This is a genomic window from Streptomyces sp. ISL-11, from assembly GCF_018614525.1.
GTDB lineage: Bacteria > Actinomycetota > Actinomycetes > Streptomycetales > Streptomycetaceae > Streptomyces.
The window spans coordinates 1-23,440 of the sequence record NZ_JAGGOL010000064.1; the positions used below are offsets into that span (position 1 = coordinate 1).

Here is a 23,440-nt window from a genome sequence, read left to right on the forward strand (position 1 = left end):
ACCGCGCGGCCGTCCGGGAGGCGGCCGAGCTGGGCACCGACACCCTCGTGCTCGTCGCGGGCGGCCTGCCGCCGGGCGACCGCGACCTGGCCGGCGCCCGCGAGCGCGTGGCACGGGCGCTGGCCGTGCTGGGCCCGTACGCGGCCGGACACGGCGTCCGGCTCGCGATCGAGCCGCTGCACCCGATGTACGCCTCCGACCGCTGCGTGATCTCCACGCTCCGTCAGGCGCTCGACCTGGCCGAGCGGTTCCCGGCCGAGCAGGTGGGTGTCGTGGTGGACACCTATCACCTGTGGTGGGACGACACCGTGGCCGAGCAGCTCGTACGGGCCGGTGCGGGCGGCCGGATCGCGGCCTTCCAGCTCGCCGACTGGGTCACGCCGCTGCCCGAGGGGGCGTTGCTGGGGCGGGGGCTGCCCGGTGACGGCTGCGTGGACCTGCGGTGGTTCCGGGAGCGGGTCGACGCGGCGGGCTACCGCGGGCCGGTCGAGACCGAGATCTTCCATCCGGGGCTGTGGGCGCGCGACGGCGCGGAGGTGCTCGCGGAGCTGCTGGACCGTTACCGCAGGTATGTGCTGGAGGTACCCCCGGTAAGCGAGGGGCGTGCGTTCCCACCGAAGGTAACGGAAGGATAACTCCTTGAAGACGGTGCAACCCTTTGCCGGGATGGCGGGTCGTATGGGGCATCGGGCTTCCTGGGGAGGGATCCGGGGGGATTTCGAGGAAGCCGGTTTTGGGGGGTACGCGAGGGGCCCGGTCGTGAGACCGGGCCCCTCGATTTTCCTTCCGAGATTTCCCTTCCAACGCGAGTTATCCTCCCCCAGCTACCGCTGGGAGGTGCCCCCATGCCCGAACGCCTGTCGCACCCCGGCGGTACCGTCAGGGCATGGTGAACATGGCAGTGGTCGAAGGGGTCCTGGAGCGGATCACCTACGCCAATGAGGAGAACGGCTACACGGTCGCCCGTGTCGACACCGGCCGCGGCGGCGGCGATCTCCTCACCGTCGTCGGCTCGCTGCTCGGCGCCCAGCCGGGGGAGTCGCTGCGCATGGAGGGCCGCTGGGGCTCCCACCCGCAGTTCGGCCGCCAGTTCACCGTCGAGAACTACACGACACTGCTGCCCGCCACCATCCAGGGCATCCGCCGCTACCTCGGCTCCGGCCTGATCAAGGGCATCGGACCGCGCATCGCCGACCGCATCACCGAGCACTTCGGCACGGATACCCTCGACGTCATCGAGAAGGAGCCGAAGCGCCTGATCGAGGTCCCCGGCCTCGGCCCCAAGCGGACGAAGATGATCGGCGCCGCGTGGGAGGAGCAGAAGGCCATCAAGGAGGTCATGGTCTTCCTCCAGGGCGTCGGCGTCTCCACCTCCATCGCCGTGCGCATCTACAAGAAGTACGGCGACTCCTCCATCTCCGTCACCCGCAACCAGCCCTACCGGCTGGCCGCCGACGTCTGGGGCATCGGCTTCCTCACCGCCGACCGCATCGCCCAGGCCGTCGGCATCCCGCACGACAGCCCCGACCGCGTCAAGGCCGGGCTGCAGTACGCCCTTTCCCAGTCCACCGACCAGGGGCACTGCTATCTCCCCGAGGAGAAGCTGATCGCCGACGCCGTCAAGCTCCTCCAGGTCGACACCGGACTCGTCATCGACTGCCTGTCCGAACTGGCCGCCGACGAGGAGGGCGTGGTCCGCGAGAGCGTCCCCGGCCCCGAGGGCGGCGAGCCCGTCACCGCCGTCTACCTCGTCCCCTTCCACCGCGCCGAGCTCTCCCTGGCCGCCCAGCTGACCCGGCTGCTGCGCGCGGACGGGGGCCGCCTCGCCGCCTTCCACGACGTCGAGTGGGACAAGGCCCTGGCCTGGCTCGCCGACCGTACGGGCGCGGAGCTGGCCCCCGAGCAGCAGCAGGCGGTCCGGCTCGCGCTGACCCGCAAGGTCGCGGTGCTCACCGGCGGCCCCGGCTGCGGCAAGTCCTTCACCGTGCGGTCGGTCGTCGAGCTGGCCCGCGCCAAGAAGGCCAAGGTCGTGCTGGCCGCGCCCACCGGCCGGGCCTCCAAGCGGCTCTCCGAGCTGACCGGCGCCGAGGCGTCCACCGTGCACCGGCTCCTCGAACTCAAGCCCGGCGGAGACGCCGCCTACGACAAGGACCGGCCGCTCGACGCCGACCTGGTGGTGGTCGACGAGGCGTCCATGCTCGACCTGCTGCTGGCCAACAAGCTCGCCAAGGCCGTGCCGCCCGGCGCCCACCTGCTGCTCGTCGGCGACGTGGACCAGCTGCCGTCGGTCGGCGCCGGCGAGGTCCTGCGCGACCTCCTCGCCCCCGGCAGCCCCGTCCCGGCCGTCCGGCTCACCCGCATCTTCCGGCAGGCCCAGCAGTCCGGCGTGGTCACCAATGCACACCGCATCAACTCCGGGGTGCCGCCCATCACCCAAGGGATGACGGATTTCTTCCTCTTCCCCGAGGAGGACACCGAGGAGGCGGGCCGCCTCACCGTCGACGTGGCGGCGCGGCGCATCCCGGCGAAGTTCGGGCTCGACCCGCGCCGCGACATCCAGGTGCTGGCCCCCATGCACCGCGGCCCCGCCGGCGCCGGCACCCTCAACGGGCTGCTCCAGCAGGCGATCACGCCCGCCCGCCCGGACCTGCCCGAGCGGCGCTTCGGCGGCCGCGTCTTCCGTGTCGGCGACAAGGTCACCCAGATCCGCAACAACTACGAGAAGGGCGAGAACGGCGTCTTCAACGGCACGGTCGGCGTCGTCACCGCCCTGGACAGCGTGGAACAGCGGCTGACCGTGCGCACCGACGAGGACGAGGAGGTCGGCTACGACTTCGACGAACTCGACGAGCTCGCCCACGCCTACGCGGTGACCATCCACCGCTCCCAGGGCAGCGAGTACCCCGCGGTGGTGATCCCGGTCACCACCGGCGCGTGGATGATGCTCCAGCGCAATCTCCTCTATACCGCGGTGACTCGGGCAAAACGCCTCGTGGTGCTGGTCGGCTCCCGCAAGGCCCTCGGCCAGGCCGTGCGCACCGTCTCCGCAGGCCGCAGATGCACGGCCCTGGACCACCGGCTCGCGCGCGGGAGTACGGGAGGCATACCGGTCTGAGGGGGTCGGGGCGGGTCCTTGAGGGGGAAACGCGACGAATGGCGAGGAAGGGGGTCCGAGGTGGCATTCGTCTCTCCGCGGTTTACCAACCGGGGCGAACGGGGCAGTATGGCCAGGCTGGGCGGCACTGAGTGCCGTCCTTAGGCCCTATGGCCGACCCCGAGTGCACGTGCATCGTCCAAATGGGGGAAGGTAGGGGTAGTCAGGGCACCTCGAAGAAGAGGCACAACGTCGGTGAGGGATGACGTGAGCGACAACTCTGTAGTACTGCGGTACGGGGACGGCGAATACACCTACCCGGTGGTCGACAGCACCGTCGGCGACAAGGGCTTCGATATCGGCAAGCTCCGCGCCCAGACCGGTCTGGTGACCCTGGACTCCGGTTACGGCAACACCGCCGCCTACAAATCCGCGATCACCTACCTCGATGGTGAGCAGGGCATCCTGCGCTACCGGGGTTACCCGATCGAGCAGCTCGCCGAGCGCAGCACGTTCCTGGAGACGGCGTACCTGCTGATCAACGGCGAGCTCCCGTCCGTCGACGAGCTGGCCTCCTTCAAGGGCGAGATCACCCAGCACACGCTGCTGCACGAGGACGTCAAGCGTTTCTACGACGGCTTCCCCCGTGACGCCCACCCGATGGCCATGCTGTCGTCCGTGGTCAGCGCGCTGTCGACGTTCTACCAGGACAGCCACAACCCGTTCGACGAGCAGCAGCGCCACCTCTCCACGATCCGGCTGCTCGCCAAGCTCCCGACGATCGCCGCGTACGCCTACAAGAAGTCGATCGGCCACCCGGTGGTCTACCCGCGCAACGACCTCGGCTACGTCGAGAACTTCCTGCGCATGACCTTCTCGGTGCCGGCCGCGGAGTACGACCTGGACCCGGTCGTCGTCAACGCCCTCGACAAGCTGCTGATCCTGCACGCGGACCACGAGCAGAACTGCTCGACGTCCACCGTGCGCCTGGTCGGCTCCTCGCAGGCGAACATGTTCGCCTCGATCTCCGCCGGCATCAGCGCCCTGTGGGGCCCGCTGCACGGCGGCGCCAACCAGTCGGTGCTGGAGATGCTGGAAGGCATCAAGGCCAACGGCGGCGATGTCGACTCCTTCATCCGCAAGGTGAAGAACAAGGAGGACGGCGTCCGCCTGATGGGCTTCGGCCACCGCGTCTACAAGAGCTTCGACCCCCGGGCGAAGATCATCAAGGCGGCGGCCCACGATGTCCTCTCGGCGCTCGGCAAGTCCGACGAGCTGCTGGACATCGCGCTCAAGCTGGAGGAGCACGCGCTCTCCGACGACTACTTCGTCTCGCGCAACCTCTACCCCAACGTGGACTTCTACACCGGTCTGATCTACCGGGCCATGGGCTTCCCGACCGAGATGTTCACCGTGCTCTTCGCGCTCGGCCGGCTCCCCGGCTGGATCGCCCAGTGGCACGAGATGATCAAGGAGCCGGGTTCCCGCATCGGCCGCCCGCGCCAGATCTACACCGGCGTCGTCGAGCGCGACATGCCGGGCGCGCGCGCCTGAGGCGTGCGACAGCCCGCCTGACGCCTACGGCGTAGAGGCGGTGGAAGCACGGAAAAGCGCCCCGCTGCCGATCCCCCCACGGGTCGGAGCGGGGCGCTTTCCGTTCCCCGGTACGGATTCCCCCCACGGGATCCGGCCGGGAGCCGCGGTGCGCGGTGCCGACGCGATCTGCCGGGACGCGTACGTACGGGAGGGCCGCTCAAAGCTCCCCGGGTACGTGCCCCGGCCACGCGTGGCCGGTACCGTCCCCCAAGACGATCCAGCACTGCCTGGTTAGACCCCCGACCCCCGGTAATGGTTACGTTCGGATGCCTGTGATCTAGGTCTCTTGCCATAAGGGGACGTAGGAGGGCAAGGCTCCGGACGTGTGGGTGTTGTGTCTCTTTTAGGGGTTACGCGACCGGTGGTGAGGGCGTGAACGAGCGCAGCCGCAGGCTGTTGGTCACGACGAACACGGACGAGAACGCCATCGCCGCGCCCGCGATCATCGGATTGAGCAGGCCCGCCGCCGCCAGCGGCAGGGCGGCCACGTTGTAGCCGAAGGCCCAGAAGAGATTGCCCTTGATGACCGTGAGCGTCCGGCGCGCCAGCCGGATCGCGTCCACCGCCACCCGCAGGTCGCCGCTCACGAGGGTGAGGTCGCCCGCCTCGATGGCCGCGTCCGTGCCGGTCCCCATGGCCAGCCCCAGATCCGCCGTGGCCAGGGCCGCCGCGTCATTGACGCCGTCGCCGACCATCGCGACCGTACGGCCCTCGGCCCGCAGCCGCTCCACGACCGCCACCTTGTCCTGCGGCAGCACCTCGGCGACGACCTCGTCGATGCCCACCTCGCGGGCCACCGACTCGGCCACCGCGCGGTTGTCGCCCGTCAGCAGCACCGGCCGCAGCCCCAGCGCCCGCAGCTCCGCCACGGCACGCGCGCTGGTCCCCTTGACGGTGTCCGCGACCGAGATGACACCCCGTGCCTCCTCGTCCCAGGCCACGGCCACCGCCGTGCGGCCCTCGGACCGTGCCGTCGCCAGGGCCTCCGTCAGGACGGCCGGCAGCCCGACGCCCGCATCCGAGAGCAGCGCCTCGCGCCCCACCAGCACCTCGTGACCCTCCACCCGGCCCCGGACGCCGAGGCCGGCCACGTTCTCGAAGTGCTCGGCGGCCGGCAGTTCACCGGCCCGCTCGGCGGCACCGGCCGCGACGGCACGTGCCACCGGGTGCTCGGAGGCGTGCTCCAGCGCTCCGGCGAGCCGCAGCAGCTCCCGCTCGCTCACGCCGGGCGCGGCGACCACGTCCCGCAGCCCCATCCGGCCGGTCGTCACCGTCCCGGTCTTGTCCAGGACGACGGTGTCCACCCGCCGCGTGGACTCCAGCACCTCCGGCCCCTTGATCAGGATGCCGAGCTGCGCGCCCCGGCCCGTACCGACCATCAGGGCCGTCGGCGTGGCGAGGCCCAGGGCACACGGGCAGGCGATGATCAGTACGGCCACGGAGGCGGTGAACGCGGCCGTCGCGTCGCCCGTGGCCAGCAGCCAGCCCGCCAGGGTGCCGAGGGCGATCAGGATCACCACGGGCACGAAGACCCCGGAGATCCGGTCGGCGAGGCGCTGCACGTCCGCCTTGCCGCTCTGGGCGTCCTCGACGAGCTTCGCCATCCGGGCCAGCCGGGTGTCCGGGCCGACGCGGGTGGCCTCGACCACCAGGCGCCCGGAGACGTTCACGGTCGCGCCGGCCACGGTGTCGCCGACGGCGACGTCCACCGGCACGGACTCGCCGGTCAGCATCGAGGCGTCCACGGCGGAGGAGCCGCCGACGATCCGGCCGTCCGTGGCGATCTTCTCGCCGGGCCGTACGACGAAGTGGTCACCGACCACCAGCCGGGAGACCGCCACGCGCTCCTCCCGGCCGCCGCGCAGCACCGTCACCTCCTTGGCGCCCAGCTCCATCAGCGCCCGCAGCGCGGCGCCCGCCTTCCGCTTGGACCGCGCCTCCAGCCAACGCCCGGCGAGGATGAACGTCGTCACCCCGGCCGCGGCCTCCAGATAGATGGCCGACGAACCGTCCGTACGCGAGACGGTGAGCGAGAAGGCGTGCCGCATGTGCGGCATGCCGGCCGTGCCCCCGAACAGCGCCCACAGCGACCAGCCGAGCGCCGCGAGGGTGCCGACCGACACCAGCGTGTCCATCGTGGCGGCGCCGTGCCGCAGATTGGTCCACGCCGCCCGGTGGAAGGGGAAGGCTCCCCAGACGACGACGGGGGCCGCCAGCGTCAGCGACAGCCACTGCCAGTTGTCGAACTGGAACGCCGGGACCATCGACATCAGCACCACCGGCACGGACAGCACCAGCGACACCGTCAGCCGCTGCAGCAGCCCGGCCGCCTCGGTGTCCTCGGGTTCCGGTGCGGGCGCGACGGCGGCCGGTGGGGGCTCGGCGGTGTATCCCGTTCTCTCCACGGTGGCGATGAGGTCGGCGACCGCCACCCCTTCGCCGAAGGCGACACGGGCCTTCTCGGTGGCGAAGTTGACGGTCGCCGAGACGCCGTCCATCCGGTTGAGCTTCTTCTCGACGCGGGCGGCGCACGAGGCGCAGGTCATCCCGCCGATGGTCAGTTCGACCTCGGTGGGGGCCGGCGCCGTCCGGGTGGGAGCCGTGCTGTTCATTGCTGTTTCCCGGCGGAGAGGGGGCTGGGGGATGTCAGGCGCGGCCGGTGAGCTCGTAGCCCGCCTCGTCCACGGCGGCGCGGACGGCCTCGTCGTCCAGCGGCGCGGTGGCGGTCACGGTGACCTCGCCGGTCGAGGCGACGGCCTTGACGGAGCTGACACCGTCGAGGGCCGACAGCTCGCTGGTGACCGCGGACTCGCAGTGGCCGCAGGTCATGCCGGTCACCTTGTAGACGGTGGTGGAGGTGCTCATGGGTGTACTCCTCGGTAGGACTGTTGGCGCCCTGCGCCCATGTCAACACCTTACCCCCTGGGGGTATTCCCGGGTGAGGGGCCGGTGACGCGCACACCCAGGAGGTGGACGGCCAGGCCGGGGGCGTACAGGCGCGGGGGTGCGGGAGCCGAGGCCGCTCCCGCACCTGTGCGTCACACCATCCCGCCCCTGTCAGCGGTGGCTCGGGAACCCGAGGTCCACCGTGCTGTCCGCCGGGTCGGGCCAGCGCGTGGTGACGACCTTGCCGCGGGTGTAGAAGTGGACGCCGTCGTTGCCGTAGATGTGGTGGTCGCCGAAGAGGGAGTCCTTCCAGCCGCCGAAGGAGTGGTAGCCGACGGGGACCGGGATGGGGACGTTGACGCCCACCATGCCCGCCTCGACCTCCAGTTGGAAGCGGCGGGCCGCGCCGCCGTCGCGGGTGAAGATGGCGGTGCCGTTGCCCCAGGGCGAGCCGTTGATCAGGGCGAGGCCCTCCTCGTACGTGTCGGCGCGCAGGACGCACAGCACGGGGCCGAAGATCTCGTCGCGGTAGGCGTCCGCGTCGGTGGGGACCTTGTCCAGCAGGGACAGGCCGATCCAGTGGCCGTTCTCGTAACCCTCGACGGTGAAGCCCGTGCCGTCGAGGACGACCTCCGCGCCCTGGGCGGCGGCGCCCGCCACGTAGGAGGCGACCTTGTCGCGGTGGGCGGCGGTGATCAGCGGGCCCATCTCGGACGTCGGGTCGTCCCCCGGGCCGATCTTGATCTTCTCGGCGCGGTCGCGGATCTTCGCGACCAGCTCGTCGCCCGTGTCGCCGACCGCGACGACCGCCGAGACGGCCATGCAGCGCTCGCCGGCCGAGCCGTACGCCGCCGAGACGGCCGCGTCCGCCGCCGCGTCGAGGTCGGCGTCGGGCAGGACCAGCATGTGGTTCTTGGCGCCGCCCAGGGCCTGCACCCGCTTGCCGTTGGCGGTGCCGGTGGTGAAGATGTGGCGCGCGATGGGCGTAGAGCCGACGAAGGAGACCGCCGCGACGTCCGGGTGCTCCAGCAGCCGGTCGACCGCGACCTTGTCGCCGTGGACGACGTTGAGCACGCCGTCCGGCAGGCCGGCCTCGGCCGCCAGCTCGGCCAGCAGGATCGCCGCCGAGGGGTCCTTCTCGCTCGGCTTGAGGACAAAGGTGTTGCCGCAGGCGATGGCGAGCGGGAACATCCACATCGGCACCATCGCCGGGAAGTTGAAGGGCGTGATGCCCGCGACGACGCCGAGCGGCTGCCGGATCGCGGCGACGTCCACGCCGCCGGAGACCTGCGTGGACAGCTCGCCCTTGAGCTGTGCGGTGATCCCGCAGGCGAGCTCGACGATCTCCAGGCCGCGCGCGACCTCGCCCAGCGCGTCGGAGTGCACCTTGCCGTGCTCGGCGGTGATCAGCCGGGCGATGTCGTCGCGGTGGGCGTCGAGCAGGGCGCGGTAGCGGAAGAGCACGGCCGTGCGGGCCGCCAGCGAGGACGGGCCCCACGTGGCGTACGCGGCCTTCGCCGCGGCGACGGCGGCGTCGACCTCATCGGCCGAGGCGAACGCGACACGGGTGGTCCGCGCGCCGGTGGCCGGGTCGGTCACCGGCCCGAACGTGCCGGAGGTGCCCTCGACGGCCTTGCCGTCGATCCAGTGGTTGACGGTCCTCATTCTGCGGCCTCTCTCACGTTCAAAGGTACCGGCGGCGGGCGGACACCTGCCGTTCGTACTCCTCCCGGGCCCTGCGGGCCGCCGGGCGGGTCGCGGCCTGGGCGACAGGCACATCCCACCACGCCTGTGCGGGGGGCGCGCCCGGCACTGTGTCGGCTGTTTCGGTCTCCACATGGACACATGTGGGGCGGTCGGAGGCGCGCGCCTCGGCCAGCGCGTCCCGCAGCTCGCCGACGGTGCGTGGACTGAGCACGTCCATGCCCAGGGAGGCGGCGTTGGCGGCGAGATCCACGGGCAGCGGCCCGCCGGTGTACGTGCCGTCGGCGGCCCGGAAACGGTAGGCGGTGCCGAAGCGTTCGGCGCCGACGCCCTCGGAGAGGCCGCCGATGGAGGCGTAGCCGTGGTTCTGGATCAGGACCACCTTGATGGCGATGCCCTCCTGCACGGCCGTGACCAGCTCGGTCGGCATCATCAGATACGTGCCGTCGCCGACGAGCGCCCACACCGGGCGCTCGGGCGCGGCGAGGCGCACCCCGATCGCGGCGGGGATCTCGTAGCCCATGCAGGAGTAGCCGTATTCGAGGTGGTACTGGCGCCGGGAGCGGGCCCGCCAGAGCTTGTGCAGGTCGCCGGGGAGCGAACCGGCCGCGTTGATGATCACGTCCTCGTCGCCGACGACGGAGTCGAGCGCGCCGAGCACCTGCGCCTGGGTGGGCCGGGCCCCCTCGTCCTGCCAGGAGTACGCGAGCCGGACGGCCGCCTCCCACTCGGCCTTCCCGGCGGTGTACGCGCGGGCGTAGGCGTCCGGGACCCGGTGGCCCGCCACCGCGCCGGCCAGGGCCTCCAGGCCGGCGCGGGCGTCGGCGACGACCGCGAGGCCGGCCATCTTGTGGGCGTCGGCGGAGGAGATGTTGAGGTTGACGAAGCGGACGTCCGGGGCGGCGAAGAGGGTCGCGGAGGCGGTGGTGAAGTCGCTGTAGCGGGTGCCGATGCCGAGGACGAGGTCGGCGTCGCGGGCGAGCGCGTCGGCGACGGCGGTGCCGGTGTGGCCGATGCCGCCGACGTCCGCCGGGTGGGCGTGGTGCAGGGCGCCCTTGCCGGCCTGGGTGGAGGCGACGGGAATGCCGGTGGCGTCCACCAGCGCCCGTAGCGCGTCCTCCGCGCCGCTGTGGACCACGCCGCCGCCGGCGACGATCAGCGGGCGCCGGGCGGCCCGCAGCGCCGCGGCCGCCTCGGCGAGCGCGTCGGGCGCGGGCGCGGGCCGGCGCACGTGCCAGACGCGGTCGGCGAGGAACTCCTCGGGCCAGTCGTACGCCTCGGCCTGGACGTCCTGCGGCAGGGCGAGCGTGACGGCGCCGGTCTCGGCGGGGTCGGCGAGGACCCGCATGGCCTGGAGGGCGGCGGGGATCAGTGCCTCGGGCCGGACGATCCGGTCGAAGTACCGCGAGACCGGGCGCAGGCAGTCGTTGACGGAGATGTCACCGGCGCCGGGGTGTTCGAGCTGCTGGAGCACGGGGTCGGCGGGGCGGGTGGCGAAGGTGTCGCCGGGCAGCAGCAGCACCGGGATCCGGTTGACGGTGGCGAGCGCCGCGCCGGTGACGAGGTTGGTCGCGCCGGGGCCGATGGAGGTGGTGACGGCGTGCGCGGCGAGCCGGTCGCTCTGGCGTGCGTAGCCGACGGCGGCGTGCACCATGGCCTGTTCGTTGCGGCCCTGGAGGTAGGGCAGGGCGCCTTCGGACTCCAGCAGCGCCTGGCCGACGCCCGCCACGTTGCCGTGGCCGAAGATGCCCCAGCAGGCGGCGATCAGGCGCCTGCGGCGGCCGTCGCGCTCGGTGTACTGGTGGGCCAGGAACTCCACCAGGGCCTGCGCGACGGTGAGACGGCGGGTCATCGTCCTTGTTCTCCCTCGGGACGCAGCGGCAGCCGGGGGTCGACGGGCTGCCGGGGCCAGGTGGTGCGGATCCAGGCGTGATCGGGGTGGTCGCGGATGAGCCACTCCCGCTCGGAGCCGGGCCCGGCCATCACGTTGAGGTAGTACATGTCGTGGCCCGGGGCGGCGATGGACGGGCCGTGCCAGCCGTCGGGGATCAGCACGGCGTCTCCGGTGCGCACCTCCGCGAGGACGTCGGTGCCGCCGCGCCGAGAGGGCGAGACCCGCTGGTAGCCGAGTCCGGCCGCGCCGGCGATCTCGAAGTAGTAGATCTCCTCCAGCCGTGACTCCTCGCCCGCGACCTCCTCGTCGTGCTTGTGCGGCGGGTAGGAGGACCAGTTGCCGCCGGGTGTGATGACCTCGACGGCGATGAGCCGGTCGCAGGTGAAGACGCCCGCCGCCGCGAAGTTGTTGACCTGGCGCGAGCAGGTGCCCGCGCCGCGCAGCTCCACGGGGACGCCCGGGGCGGGCCCGTAGCGGGCGGGCAGGCGGCGCTCGCAGCGCGCGCCGGTGAGCGCGAACCGGCCGCCCGTCCGCGTGCCGATCGTGACCTGGGCGTCGCGCGGTACGTACGCGAAGTCGCTGACGCCCTCGAACACACTGGCGCGGCCGTGCAGTTCGAAGGGCTTGCCGTCCGTGGTGACCGTGCAGCCGCCGGACAGCGGCAGCACGATCCACTCGCTGTCGCCGGCGGTGAAGGTGTGCGTGGAGCCGGGCGCGAGGGTCAGCACGCGCAGCGAGGAGTAGTGCCAGCCGGCCTGTTCGGGGCCGATGTCCAGGCTGTACGGGCCGCCGTCGGCGGCGCTGCCGGCCGGGAGGTGGTGAGCGGGGGAAGTCATGCGGTCTCTCATCTCTCCTGACGCCGTGGAGGACACCAGCGTCACAGCAGTCCTACGGCCGTGTCGACGGCGCCCGCCACGTCCCCGTCGGCCGGATAGAGCAGGGAGCGGCCGACGACCAGCCCCTGCACGGTGGGCAGGCGCAGCGCCGCGCGCCACTTCTCGTACGCCGCCTCCTGGCCCGCGGCGCCGGCGACGTCGCCGCCCAGCAGCACCGCCGGGAGCGTGGAGGTCGCCAGCACCCGGGCCATGTCGTCGGGGTGCTCGGTGACCGGGACCTTCAGCCAGGTGTAGGCGGAGGTGCCGGCGAGGCCGGAGGCGACGGCGATGGCGGTGGTGACGCCCTCGGCGCTCAGGTCGTTGAGGACACGGCCGGCCACCCGCCGGGAGCGGAACGGCTCGATGAAGACGGGCAGCCGGCGGGCGGCCATCTCGTCGACGGCGCGGGCGGCGGAGTGCAGCGTGGTGAGCGAGCCGGGGTCGTCGTAGTCGATGCGCAGCAGGAGCTTGCCGGCGTCGAAGCCCAGCCGGGCCAGGTCCCGGGGGCGGTGGCCGGTGAAGCGGTCGTCCATCTCGAAGGCGGCGCCGGCCAGTCCGCCGCGGTTCATGGACCCGATGACGACCTTGTGCTCCAGGGCGCCGAGCAGCAGCAGGTCGTCGAGGATGTCGGCGGAGCCGAGGACCCCGTCGACGCCGGGCCGGGAGAGGGCCAGGCACAACCGCTCCAGCAGGCCGGCGCGGTCGGCCATGGCGAGGGGGCGGTCGCCGGCCGAGAGGGCGCCGCGCGCGGGGTGGTCGGCGGCGATGATCATCAGCCGCCCGGCCCCCAGGAGCGGCCGGCGGGCCCGCCGCGCGGCGGCCTCCGCGACGGCTTCGGGGTGCCGGGCCCGTGTCCGCGCGAGGTCGGCGACGGAGAGGGTCACGGGCGCGGCTCCTCCTGCCGGACGTCCCCGGCCGGTTTCCCCTTCAGGAGTTCCTCGACCTCCCGCGGGGTCGGCATCGCCGAGGAGCAGGCGATCCGGGAGGCGACGAGGGCCCCGGCGGCGTTGGCGTAACGGAGGGTTCGTTCCAGGTCCCACCCGGCGAGCAGGCCGTGGCAGAGCGCGCCGCCGAACGCGTCGCCCGCGCCCAGTCCGTTGACCACCTCGACGTCCACCGGCGGCACCTCGGCCGTTGTGCCGTCGCGATGGACGGCCAGGACGCCCTTGGGGCCGCGCTTGACGACGGCCAGTTCGACCCCGGCGTCGAGCAGCGCCCAGGCGGCGGCCTGCGGGTCGCGCTCACCCGTGGCGACCTCGCACTCGTCGGCGTTGCCGACGGCGACCGTGGCATGGGCGAGGGCCGCCGCGTAGTACGGCCGGGCAGCCGCCATCGCGGCGGCGCCGCCCTCGCCGCCGGCGTCCGAGGCACCGCCCTCGCCGCCCCAGAACAGCGGCCGCCAGTCGAGGTCGAAGACGGTCGTGCCGCGCTTGGCGCGGGCCGCGAGCGCGGCCGACGTCGCCGCCCGGCTGGGCTCCTCGCACAGGCCGGTCCCCGTCATCCAGAAGATCCGGGCGGTGCGGACGGCGTCCAGGTCCAGTTCGGCGGTGCGGATCTGGAGGTCGGGCGCCTTGGGCCGGCGGTAGAAGTAGATCGGGAAGTCGTCCGGCGGGAAGATCTCGCAGAAGGTGACGGGCGTGGGGTCCGTGGCGACGGGCGTCACCCACCGGCCGTCCACGCCGAAGTCGCGCAGGGCCTCCCGGACGTACGTGCCGAAGGGATCGGCGCCGGTGCGGCTGATCAGCGCCGTGCGCCGGCCGAGCCGGGCCGCCGCGACCGCGACATTGGCCGCCGAGCCGCCCAGGAACCTTCCGAAGGTCTCGACCCGCGCGAGCGGTACCCCGGTCCGGAGGGGGTAGAGGTCCACCCCGACCCGGCCCATCGTGATCAGGTCGTACGGTCCCGTCTCGCTCATGGGGTCAGGTCTAGCCGGGCCCGTACGACCGTGTCAAGGAATTGTCCTTACATATAGACGTACCCTCGGAAGGGACTTGACGTTACGTCCGTATGTCCGGACGAAGTCTTGACACCCCTCCACCCCGCGGGGAAGCTACGGACAACCCGCCCCTCGCCCGAGGAGAGCCACCAGATGCCCGTCAGCCCTCCGCGCCCCTCTCCCGCGTCCCGCATCCGCGTCGGCTCCGCGCCGGACTCCTGGGGCGTCTGGTTCGCCGACGACCCGGCCCAGGTGCCCTGGCAGCGCTTCCTCGACGAGGTCGCCGACGCGGGCTACGAGTGGATCGAGCTCGGCCCGTACGGCTATCTCCCCACCGACGCCGCCCGGCTGCGCGAGGAGACCGGGCGGCGCGGGCTCAAGGTCTCCGCCGGCACGGTCTTCACCGCCCTGCACCGCGGCCCGGCGGTGTGGGACGCGACGTGGGAGCACGTCTCCCGGGTCGCGGAGCTGACCCGGGACACGGGCGCGCGCCACCTCGTCGTCATCCCGTCCTTCTGGCGCGACGACAGGACCGCCGAGCGGATCGAGGACCCCGAGCTGACGGCCGATCAGTGGCGGGCGCTCGCCACGGGGATGGAGCGGCTGGCCCGCGAGGTCCGCGACACCTACGGCCTCGGCATCGCCGTCCACCCGCACGCCGACACCCACATCGACAGCGAGGCCCACGTCGAGCGCTTCCTCGACGCCACCGACCCCGCGCTGGTCGACCTCTGCCTGGACACCGGGCACTACGCCTACTGCGGCGGCGACAGCGTCCGGCTCATCGAGACCTACGGCGAGCGGATCGGCTACCTCCACCTCAAGCAGGTCGACCCGGAGGTCCTCGCCGACGTCCTCGCCCGGGGCACGCCGTTCGGCCCCGCCGTGCGCCAGGGCGTGATGTGCGAACCGCCGCGCGGCGTACCGGCGCTGGAGCCGGTGCTCGCGGCCGCCGCCAAGCTGGACGCCGACCTGTTCGCCATCGTGGAGCAGGACATGTACCCCTGCCCGCCGGACCGCCCGCTGCCCATCGCCCGGCGCACCCGGAGGTTCCTGCGCGGCTGCGGCCTCTGAACGACGCTCCACGCACGCCCGCGCGCGCGTACCCACCTCGCTCGCGCTCGTACCCACGGGAGACACGCACCATGACGCAGCACAGCACGCTGGGTGTCGCCGTCATCGGCACCGGAAGGATGGGCTCCGACCACGTCCGGCGGATCGACGAGGTCATCAGCGGGGCACGGGTGGCGGCCGTCGTCGACATCGACATCGACCGCGCCGAGCGGACCGCCAAGAGCGTCGAGGGCTGCGCGGCCCACACCGACGCGGCGGCCGCCATGGCCGACCCCGCCGTGGACGCCGTCCTCATCGCCTCGCCCGGACCGGCCCACGAGTCCGCGCTGCTGGAGGCGCTGGCGCGCGACCTGCCGGTGCTGTGCGAGAAGCCGCTCACACCGGACGCCGCGGCGGCGCGGCGCGTCATGGAGGCCGAACTGCGGCTCGGCCGGCGGCGCGTCCAGGTGGGGTTCATGCGCCGCTACGACACGGAGTACCTGCGGCTGAAAGCGCTGCTGGACGGCGGCAGCATCGGGCGGCCGCTGATGCTGCACTGCCGGCACCGCAACGCCGGTACCCCGCCCGGCTTCACCGAGCAGATGATGATCAACGACTCGGTGGTGCACGAGATCGACGCCACCCGCTGGCTCCTGGACCAGGAGATCACCGCGGTCACCGTCCTCAAGCCCACCCCGTCCGGGTCGGCGCCCGAGGGCCTGAGCGACCCTCAGCTCGTCCTGCTGGAGACCGCCGGCGGCGCCGTCGCCGACGTCGAGATCTTCGTCAACTGCGGCTTCGGCTACCAGGTGCGGTGCGAGGCCGTCGCCGAACGGGGCACGGCACGGCTCGGCGACGCGCACGGGCTGTACGTCAACGCCGCCGGGCGGTGGGGCGGCGAGATCCCGCAGGACTTCCTGGCGCGCTTCGCGGACGCCTACGACCGCCAGGTGCAGGGCTGGGTGGACGCCACCCGGCGCGGCGCGACCGAGGGGCCGGGCGTCTGGGACGGCTACGCCGCGGCGGTCGTGTGCGAGGCGGCGGTACGCGCCCAGGCCACGGGCGGACGCGTCACGGTGGAGCCGGCCGAGCGGCCCGCGCTGTACGGCGGCTGAGGGCCGGATGAGGATCGGCCTGCTCGGAGCCGGGCGCATCGGCTCCTTCCACGCCGCGGCCCTGGCCCGTACGGAAGGCGTCGGCGAACTGGTGGTCGCCGACGCCGACCCCGCCCGCGCCTCGGCGCTGGCGGCCGCCGTCGGCGCCCGTGCCGTCGCCTCGGTGGGCGACGTCTTCACCAGGGCGGGCGTCGACGCCGTGGTCATCGCCACCGCGACCGCCGTCCACGCCCGGCTGATCGTCCGCGCCGCGCGCGCCGGGCTGCCCGCCTTCTGCGAGAAGCCCGTCGCGCTCGACATCCCGGGCACCGTCACCGCGCTGCGCGAGGTCGAGGCGGCGGGCACGATGCTCCAGGTCGGCTTCCAGCGGCGCTTCGACGCCGGCTACCGGGCGGCCCGCGAGGCGCTGCGCTCCGGCGCGCTGGGGCGGGTGCACACCATCCGGTGCGTCACCTCCGACGCCGAGCCGCCGCCGCCGGAGTTCCTGCCGGGGTCGGGAGGGCTGATCCGCGACTGCATGGTCCACGACTTCGACATCGTCCGGTGGCTGACAGGGCGTGAGGTGACCGAGGTGTACGCGCGGGGTTCCGACGCGGGCGCGGCGTTCTTCCGGGAGGCGGGTGACGTGGACACCGCCACCGCCCTCCTCACCCTGGACGACGGCACGCTCGTCACGGCCACCGCCACCCGCTGCAACGGCGCCGGTTACGACGTCCGCACCGAGCTCTCCGGCGAGCGCGACCAGTGGGCCGTCGGGCTGGCCGGCCGTACGCCCGTGACCTCCGCCGAGCCCGGTGGCCCGGCGGCGCCGACGCGGCCGTGGAGGGGCTTCCTGGAACGGTTCGACGGCGCCTACCGCGCGGAGCTCGCGGCCTTCGTGCGCGCCGCGCGCGGGGAGGGCGAGAACCTCTGCCCGGGCGCCGAGGGGCTGCGCGCGCTGTATGTCGCGGAGGCGTGCGAGGTCTCGCGCCGGGAGGGCCGCCCGGTGCGCCTGGCGGAGGCCGGCTGAGCTCTCCGTCACCTCTTTGTCACGGGCGTCACGCATGCGTATCCCTCACGCAACAGAAGGCCGACAGCCCCGCCTGCCCTGTCACTCTCCGTCGTTCTCCGGGCACAGGCTGAGTGATCGAGACGGCCGCGCCAGGCTCCCCCGACGGACCCCCCTCCGTCGCCCCGGCGCGGCGGAGAGGCGCGAGAGATGACCGATCGTCGACTCTGGTCGTACAAGGAGATCGCGGCACACCTCGGTGTACAGACCGACACCGTCCGGACCTACCGCAAGCACGGGCTGCTGCCGGCGCCCGACCTCACCGAGGGCGGCAAGCCCTACTGGTTCGCGGACACCGTGCGTGACTGGGTCGCCCGGCGCCCCGGCAACCGCGCCCGGCGGGGCGACAGGAACTGACCGGCCCGGGGAGGTCCCCGCCGGCGGGGACCTCCCCAGACCGCCGGAGGTGCGTATTCCGGTTCGCTGGGGCGGAGATCGTAAGCTCTGGGTATGACCTGGTCCAGCGCGTTGCGAAAGTCCGTGAGGACCGGGCTGACGGTCGAACGGACCACGCTGACACCGCTCGTCGCACTGCGCGGCACCTGCGGGGTCGCGATCGTCATCGGACTGATGCTGTGGCTGGGCACGCCCAAGCTGGCGGTCTCGTCCGCGTTCGGCGCGTTCGCGTCGGGGCTGGTGACCTTCCAGCGGACCTGGCGCCCCCGGCCGGTGCTGGCGCTGGCGGTGGCGGTGGGCCTGGCCGTCAGCACGTTCCTCGGCTACGTCGCCGCTGCCGACCACGTGGTCTTCGCCGTACTGCTGGGCGTCTGGACGATGCTGGCGGGCATGGCCTGGGCGGTCGGCCCCGTCTCGGGCGTCATCGCCACCCAGACCGTCGCCGTCATGCTCGTCACGGTCACCCTGCCGACCTCCGTCGAAGGGGCCCTGCACCACGCCGGGCTGATCGCCTTCGGCGGGCTGGTGCAGGCCACGCTCATCGTCCTGCTGCCCATCCGCCCCTGGGGCGCCCAGCGCGACGCGCTCGCCGACGCCCTGGCCGCCGAGGCCGACTACGCGCGCCGGCTCCGTCACGACCCGATGGCCCGCTTCGACCCGCAGCCGCTGATGGACGCCCGCGAGGCCGCCGAGCTGACCCCGCGCCAGGCCCGCAGCCGCCCGCGCCAGCTCGGCGGCCCGCGCGGCATCGCCGAGCGGATCCGCCCGGTGCTCGCCTCCCTCGCCGACCCCGTCCTGGGCGCCCCGGCCGAGGGCCCCGAGCGCGACCGGGCGCGCGACCTGCTGGCCGCCGCCGCGTCCGTACTGGACTCCGTGGCGCGGGCCATCCGCTGGGGCCGGCCGGTGCGGCTCGCCCCGGAGGCGGTGGCCGCCCTGGAGGTGCCCGAGTCCGGGCCCGTCCTCTCCGGTGCCGCGCGCCGCTCCGCGCTGCGGCTCATCGCCCTGCTGGGCGACGCGGTCGACGCCACCGACGAACCGGTCCGCACGACGGGCCCGCAGGAAGGCCGCGAACGCCGGCACCTGCTGCGCCCCTCGGTGCCCCGCCTGGTCCCCGTGGGCCTGCGCGCGGTGCGCCGCGAGGCGCGCTGGTCCTCGGCGATCGGACGGCACGCGGTGCGGGTGGCCGTCGTGGCGCTGATCGGCTACGCCCTGGGCAGCGCGCTGCCGCTCGGCCACGGCTACTGGGCGCCGCTGACCTCCGTGATGGTGATGCGGCCCGACTTCGGCCAGACGTACTCGCGCGGCGTGGGCCGCTTCGCCGGGACGCTGGTCGGCGTGCTGATCGCCGGCGCGCTGATGGCGGCGGCGCACCCCGGCACCTGGGTGTGCGCGGGGCTGGCGGTGCTGTGCATCGGGCTGATGTACCTGCTGATGGGCACGGGCTACAGCGTCGCCTCGGCCTGCATCGCCGCCTACGTCGTCTTCCTGCTGGGCATCGCGGGCGAGGGCTGGTCGCAGACCGTGCAGGCGCGCGTGGCGCTCACCCTGCTGGGCGGGCTGCTCGCGATGGCCGCCTACGCGCTCTTCCCCACCTGGGAGACGCCCAGGCTGCGCGACCGGCTCGCCGACTGGCTCACCTCCAACGGCCGCTACGCCCTCGCCGTGCTCCGCGCGTTCGCCGAGCCCGCCGAGCGCAAGCCGCGGCGCGTGCGCGAGGCCCTCCTGGACTCGCGGGCGGCGCGCGCCGCCTGGGACGAGGCCGCGGCCCGCGCGCTGACCGAGCCCGTACGGCACCGCGGCATCTCCCGCACCGCGGAACGCGCGGCGGAGGCGGCGCTCGCGACCATGGGCCGGGCGACGATGCTGCTGGAGGCCCACCTGCCGGACCGGGAGGCCGAACCGTGCAAGGGTGCCGGGGCGTTCGCCGACGCGCTGGAGGCGGCGCTGCCGGACGCCGCCGAGGCCGTTCGGCACCGACGCGAGCTCGACTGGAGCGGTCCGCGCGCCGCACTCGACGCCTGGCGCGAGCAGGAGGGCGACACCGGGCTCGCGATCCGGGGGAGCGAACTGCTGATGGACGCGCTGGAGGAACTGGCGACGGCGCTCTCGCCCGGCCCAGGCGGCCGCAACCGGGCGGCGCGCAGGCCGTGACGGGCTCGTGGCGGGTCCCGCTCAGGGCGTGAACAGCCGCTCCAGGTGGGCGTCGAGCATGCGCAGCGCCTCCTCGGCCGGCCAGACCTCCAGCAGGGCGTAGCTGCCGAGTCCGTCGATCAGGGCGATGAGGAGCGCGGCCTCGGTGTCCGGGTTGCGGTCCGGGGCGATCTCGCCGCGGTCGATGCCCGACCGCACCTGCCCGGCGAAGAACTCCCGGAGCGCGGGAACGCCCTCCTTGGCGTGGCCGCGCAGCCGCTCGTCGTGGACGGCCCGGACGAAGTAGGCGATCTGGACGAGGTGGCCGGTGCGGCTCTTCTCGTCCAGGGGGAGCATCTCCCGGACCGACTCCCGCAGGACGTCGCGCGGCGCGGGTGTCCCCGGCAGCGTGCTCAGGCGCTCGCCGACGCGGCGCGCGGCGAGGTCGCTGATGTGGCCGAGCGCGAAGACGAGCATCTCGTCCTTGCTGGAGAAGTAGTGCTGGAGCTGCCCGAGCGAGATCCCCGCCTCGGCCGCCACGTCGCGCAGGCTCGCGCCGTCGAGCCCCCGGGCGCAGGCGATCCGCCACAGCGCCTCCGCGATCCGCCGGCGGCGCTCCTCATGGTCCACGCGCTTGGGCACGCCGCCTCCACTTTCGTAAGTCGGTTGTATTGCTATAGCTTAGCGCTTGCCAGTACAGCTGACTTGAAAAGAAATCGGGGGCATCGATGACCGCACACCGGCACCACCCGCAGGTCGCGCTCCGGCCGCCGCGCAACGCCGTCGACCCGCGCGCCCGCCGCTGGTGGACCGTCCAGGCCCTGGTCACCGTCAGCGGGCCGGCCTTGCTCACCGCCGGCACGCTGCTCGTGCTGTCCGCGCTCCTCTTCCCGGGCGCCCTGCCCTGGCTCGCACCCCTGCTGCTCGTCACCCTCGTCCTGCCCGCCCTCGGCTACCTGCTGGCCATGCCCCGCCTGCGGCAGCGCGTACACGCCTGGGAGCTGGGGGAGGGCGCGGTCTACGCCGCCGGCGGCTGGTACTGGCAGAAGCGCCGCATCGCCCCGCTCTCGCGCGTCCAGACCGTCGACACCACCCGCGGCCCCCTCCAGCAGGCGTTCGGCCTGGCCACGGTCACCGTCACCACCGCGTCCACGGCCGGCGACGTGAAGATATCCGGCCTCGCCGACGCCGACGCCCGGCTCCTGGCCGAGCGCATCGCCGACGCCGCCCGCGTCCTGCCCGGAGACGCCTCGTGACCACACCCTGGCGCACCCTCGACGCCCGCACCCTCCTCGTCCACTGCACCTGGATGGGCGCGCCGCTCGGCTCGCTCGCCCTCACCGCGCTCGCGACCGGCGGCCGGCCCGGCACGCGCGCGTGGATCACCCTCGCCGTCATCGGCGTGGTCTTCGCCGCCCTCACCACGGCCGGGATGGTCACCTGGCGGCGCACCCGCTTCCGCGTCACCGCCGACTCCTTCGAGCTGCGCACCGGCCTGTTCACCCGCGGCCTCCGCACCATCCCGCTGCACCGCGTACGCAACGTCGACCTCACCGCCAATCCCGCCCACCGCCTCCTGGGCCTCGCGGTCCTGCGCGCCGGTACGGGCGGCCACGGCGCCGAGCTGACCCTGGACGCCCTCTCCCGCCCCGAGGCGCTCCGCCTGCGGGCCGAACTCCTCGCCCGCGCCGGCACCGGCGACGCCCGCACCCCGCTGCTCGCCACCGCCGACCCGCGCCGGCTGCGCTACGCGCCCCTGACCTTCTGGGTCTTCGGCGGCGTCTTCGTCGCCGCCGGCGCGCTCTGGCGGGTGCTCGACGGGATCGGCGTGCAGCCCTGGCGGATCGGCTTCGTGCGCGACGCCTTCGAGGAGTTCGGCCGAGGCGCCCTGTGGATCACCGTCCCCGCCGGGCTGCTCGCCGTCACCGTCCTCGGCACGGCCGGCGCGGTCGCCCTCTACGCCGAGAACTGGTGGCACTACCGCCTGGAGTGGACCGACACCACCACCCTGCGCGTCCGCCGCGGCCTGTTCACCACCCGCTCCGTCTCCATCGAACGCGCCCGCCTGCGCGGTGTGACCCTGCGCGAACCGCTCCCGCTGCGCACCGGCGGCGGCGCGAGCGTACGGGCCGTCGCGGGCGGCCTCGGCAACCGCGAGGAGAACCGCAAGCGCAGCGTCGTCCTGCCGCCCGCGCCGCGCGCGGAGGCGCTGCGCGTGTGCGAGGGCGTACTGGGTGAGTCCGTGGACGTCGAGGGTCTGGCTCCGCACCCGCGCGCCGCCCTCCGGCGGCGGATCGTGCGCGCCCTCACCTGGACGGTGCTGCCGCCGGCGGTGACGCTCGCGGCGCTGGGGTGGCTGCTCACGCCCGTACTCCTGTACTGCGCGGCGGGCTACGTCCTGCTGGCGGCGCCGCTCGCGTACGGTCTCGCGCGCGACGCCTACCGCGGTCTCGGGCACGGCGTGCGGGGGCGGCACCTGGTCGTGAGGTCCGGCACGTTCGGCCGGGAGACCACGGTCCTCGAACGCCGGGCCGTCCAGGCGTGGACGTTCACTCAGACGCCGTTCACCCGGCGGGCCGGACTGGTCACCCTGACCGCCGCCGTCGCGGCGGGCGAGGACGGATACCGCATACGGGACATGTCGGCGGCTGATGCCGCCGGTTTCGCGGACGCGGCGACCCCGGGAGTCGTCTTGGAGTTCCTCGACCGGGATCCGTGGGCCGCCGGAACGCGTTGAAACATCTTCTCCGGATTTTTCTTCCCCAGTTTCCGTTATCCCGCGTACGCTCTCGCGTCTCCTATGTGTCGGACCGAATGGAATGAGGTGGGCGGGACGTGAAGAGTGAGAGCGTGGCCGTGGTCGAGGCGGCACGCGCCGGGGACCCGGCGGCACAGGACGAGCTCGTCGCCACGTATCTGCCGCTCGTCTACAACATCGTCGGACGGGCGCTGAACGGCAGCACGGACGTCGACGACGTCGTACAGGAGAGCATGCTCCGCGTCATCAACGGCCTGGACGAACTGCGGGACTCCACCCGCTTCCGGTCCTGGCTCGTCGCGATCACCACCAACCAGATACGCAGCCACTGGCGGGACCGCCCCGAGGCACCCGTCAGTGGCTTGCAGGAGGTCGTCGAAGTCCCCGACCCCCGTGCGGACTTCGTCGACCTCACCATCGTCCGGCTCGGCCTGCAGGGCCAGCGCAAGGAGGTCGCCGAGGCCACCCGCTGGCTCGACGAGGGCGAGCAGACCGTCCTGTCGCTGTGGTGGCTGGAGGCAGCCGGCGAGCTGACCCGCGCCGAGGTCGCCGCCGCGCTGGAACTCTCGCCCCAGCACACGGCCGTCCGCGTGCAGCGCACCAAGGAACAGCTGGATACGGCACGCGGGGTCGTACGCGCCCTCGCCGCCGCGCCGCGCTGCCGCGAGCTGGCCGAACTGACCGCGCCGTGGGACGGCATCCCCTCCGCGCTGTGGCGCAAGCGCATCGCCCGCCACGCGCGCAACTGCGCCGCCTGCGGTGGTGCCTGGTCGGCGCTCGTCCCCGCCGAGGGTCTGCTCGTCGGCCTCGGCCTGGTGCCCGTCACGGGCGCGCTGCTCAGTTGGTGGGGCGGCGGGGCGCTGCTGAACGCGGAGCCGGTGGCCGCGGGCCACTCCATATCCACCGGCGGCGGCCACCGGGCGACCGGGGGCGGCGGCCACCGTGCGACGCCGGG

At 73.5% G+C, this 23,440-nt stretch carries 19 protein-coding genes; 11 read left to right on the top strand and 8 right to left on the bottom strand.

Going from position 1 to position 23,440, the window contains the following annotated elements; all coding sequences use genetic code 11:
• From J7E86_RS14520 to J7E86_RS14530, 3 genes are all read left to right on the top strand, one after another.
• A partial coding sequence (locus tag J7E86_RS14520) for a sugar phosphate isomerase/epimerase (RefSeq protein WP_215082072.1) occupies positions 1-635 on the top strand: 635 nt, incomplete at its 5' end.
• Between the two features lie 251 nt (positions 636-886).
• Entirely contained in the window at positions 887-3,115 is a 2,229-nt protein-coding gene (locus J7E86_RS14525; RefSeq protein WP_215082073.1) for an ATP-dependent RecD-like DNA helicase, read from the top strand.
• A gap of 246 nt (positions 3,116-3,361) precedes the next feature.
• Complete coding sequence (locus J7E86_RS14530) at positions 3,362-4,648, top strand: citrate synthase (protein WP_215082074.1); 1,287 nt, start codon at positions 3,362-3,364, stop codon at positions 4,646-4,648.
• A 392-nt stretch (positions 4,649-5,040) separates the two neighbouring features.
• Here the strand turns inward: J7E86_RS14530 and J7E86_RS14535 are convergent, their stop codons facing one another.
• From J7E86_RS14535 to iolC, 7 genes are all read right to left on the bottom strand, one after another.
• Positions 5,041-7,302 (bottom strand): cation-translocating P-type ATPase, encoded by a 2,262-nt coding sequence (locus J7E86_RS14535; protein WP_215082075.1) that lies wholly within the window; start codon positions 7,300-7,302, stop codon positions 5,041-5,043.
• A 34-nt stretch (positions 7,303-7,336) separates the two neighbouring features.
• Positions 7,337-7,555 (bottom strand): heavy-metal-associated domain-containing protein, encoded by a 219-nt coding sequence (locus J7E86_RS14540; protein ID WP_215082076.1) that lies wholly within the window; start codon positions 7,553-7,555, stop codon positions 7,337-7,339.
• Positions 7,556-7,747: 192 nt separating this feature from the next.
• Entirely contained in the window at positions 7,748-9,241 is a 1,494-nt protein-coding gene (mmsA, locus tag J7E86_RS14545; protein WP_215082077.1) for a CoA-acylating methylmalonate-semialdehyde dehydrogenase, read from the bottom strand.
• A 19-nt stretch (positions 9,242-9,260) separates the two neighbouring features.
• Complete coding sequence (gene iolD / locus J7E86_RS14550) at positions 9,261-11,132, bottom strand: 3D-(3,5/4)-trihydroxycyclohexane-1,2-dione acylhydrolase (decyclizing) (protein WP_215082078.1); 1,872 nt, start codon at positions 11,130-11,132, stop codon at positions 9,261-9,263.
• Positions 11,129-12,010 (bottom strand): 5-deoxy-glucuronate isomerase, encoded by an 882-nt coding sequence (iolB, locus tag J7E86_RS14555; protein ID WP_215082079.1) that lies wholly within the window; start codon positions 12,008-12,010, stop codon positions 11,129-11,131. Before iolB ends, iolD begins: the two co-directional genes overlap by 4 nt.
• 41 nt (positions 12,011-12,051) lie before the next feature.
• The gene (locus tag J7E86_RS14560) at positions 12,052-12,933 is read right to left on the bottom strand and encodes a deoxyribose-phosphate aldolase (protein WP_215082080.1); all 882 of its coding nucleotides are present in this window, start codon (positions 12,931-12,933) and stop codon (positions 12,052-12,054) included.
• Positions 12,930-13,964, bottom strand: a complete 1,035-nt coding sequence (gene iolC / locus J7E86_RS14565; protein WP_215082081.1) for a 5-dehydro-2-deoxygluconokinase — start codon at positions 13,962-13,964, stop codon at positions 12,930-12,932. Before iolC ends, J7E86_RS14560 begins: the two co-directional genes overlap by 4 nt.
• Before the next feature lie 174 nt (positions 13,965-14,138).
• On the opposite strand from iolC, the gene J7E86_RS14570 reads away from it, so the two are divergent.
• From J7E86_RS14570 to J7E86_RS14590, 5 genes are all read left to right on the top strand, one after another.
• Entirely contained in the window at positions 14,139-15,059 is a 921-nt protein-coding gene (locus J7E86_RS14570) for a sugar phosphate isomerase/epimerase (RefSeq protein WP_215082082.1), read from the top strand.
• A 71-nt stretch (positions 15,060-15,130) separates the two neighbouring features.
• The gene (locus J7E86_RS14575; RefSeq protein ID WP_215082083.1) at positions 15,131-16,153 is read left to right on the top strand and encodes a Gfo/Idh/MocA family protein; all 1,023 of its coding nucleotides are present in this window, start codon (positions 15,131-15,133) and stop codon (positions 16,151-16,153) included.
• Positions 16,154-16,160: 7 nt separating this feature from the next.
• A complete protein-coding gene (locus J7E86_RS14580) occupies positions 16,161-17,162 on the top strand; it encodes a Gfo/Idh/MocA family oxidoreductase (protein WP_215082084.1) in 1,002 nt (333 codons plus the stop codon).
• Between the two features lie 189 nt (positions 17,163-17,351).
• Complete coding sequence (locus tag J7E86_RS14585) at positions 17,352-17,558, top strand: AlpA family transcriptional regulator (RefSeq protein ID WP_215082085.1); 207 nt, start codon at positions 17,352-17,354, stop codon at positions 17,556-17,558.
• A 93-nt stretch (positions 17,559-17,651) separates the two neighbouring features.
• Positions 17,652-19,748 (top strand): FUSC family protein, encoded by a 2,097-nt coding sequence (locus tag J7E86_RS14590; RefSeq protein WP_215082086.1) that lies wholly within the window; start codon positions 17,652-17,654, stop codon positions 19,746-19,748.
• A gap of 21 nt (positions 19,749-19,769) precedes the next feature.
• Here the strand turns inward: J7E86_RS14590 and J7E86_RS14595 are convergent, their stop codons facing one another.
• The gene (locus tag J7E86_RS14595; RefSeq protein ID WP_215082087.1) at positions 19,770-20,369 is read right to left on the bottom strand and encodes a TetR/AcrR family transcriptional regulator; all 600 of its coding nucleotides are present in this window, start codon (positions 20,367-20,369) and stop codon (positions 19,770-19,772) included.
• Between the two features lie 86 nt (positions 20,370-20,455).
• On the opposite strand from J7E86_RS14595, the gene J7E86_RS14600 reads away from it, so the two are divergent.
• The 3 genes from J7E86_RS14600 to J7E86_RS14610 all read left to right on the top strand — a co-directional run.
• Positions 20,456-20,983 (top strand): PH domain-containing protein, encoded by a 528-nt coding sequence (locus tag J7E86_RS14600; RefSeq protein WP_215082088.1) that lies wholly within the window; start codon positions 20,456-20,458, stop codon positions 20,981-20,983.
• On the top strand, positions 20,980-22,464 hold the full coding sequence (locus tag J7E86_RS14605) for a PH domain-containing protein (RefSeq protein ID WP_308312588.1): 1,485 nt from the start codon (positions 20,980-20,982) through the stop codon (positions 22,462-22,464). The genes J7E86_RS14600 and J7E86_RS14605 overlap by 4 nt, the downstream gene beginning before the upstream one ends.
• 98 nt (positions 22,465-22,562) lie before the next feature.
• Positions 22,563-23,440 (top strand): RNA polymerase sigma factor (locus tag J7E86_RS14610; RefSeq protein ID WP_215082089.1); only part of this gene is annotated, 878 nt, incomplete at its 3' end.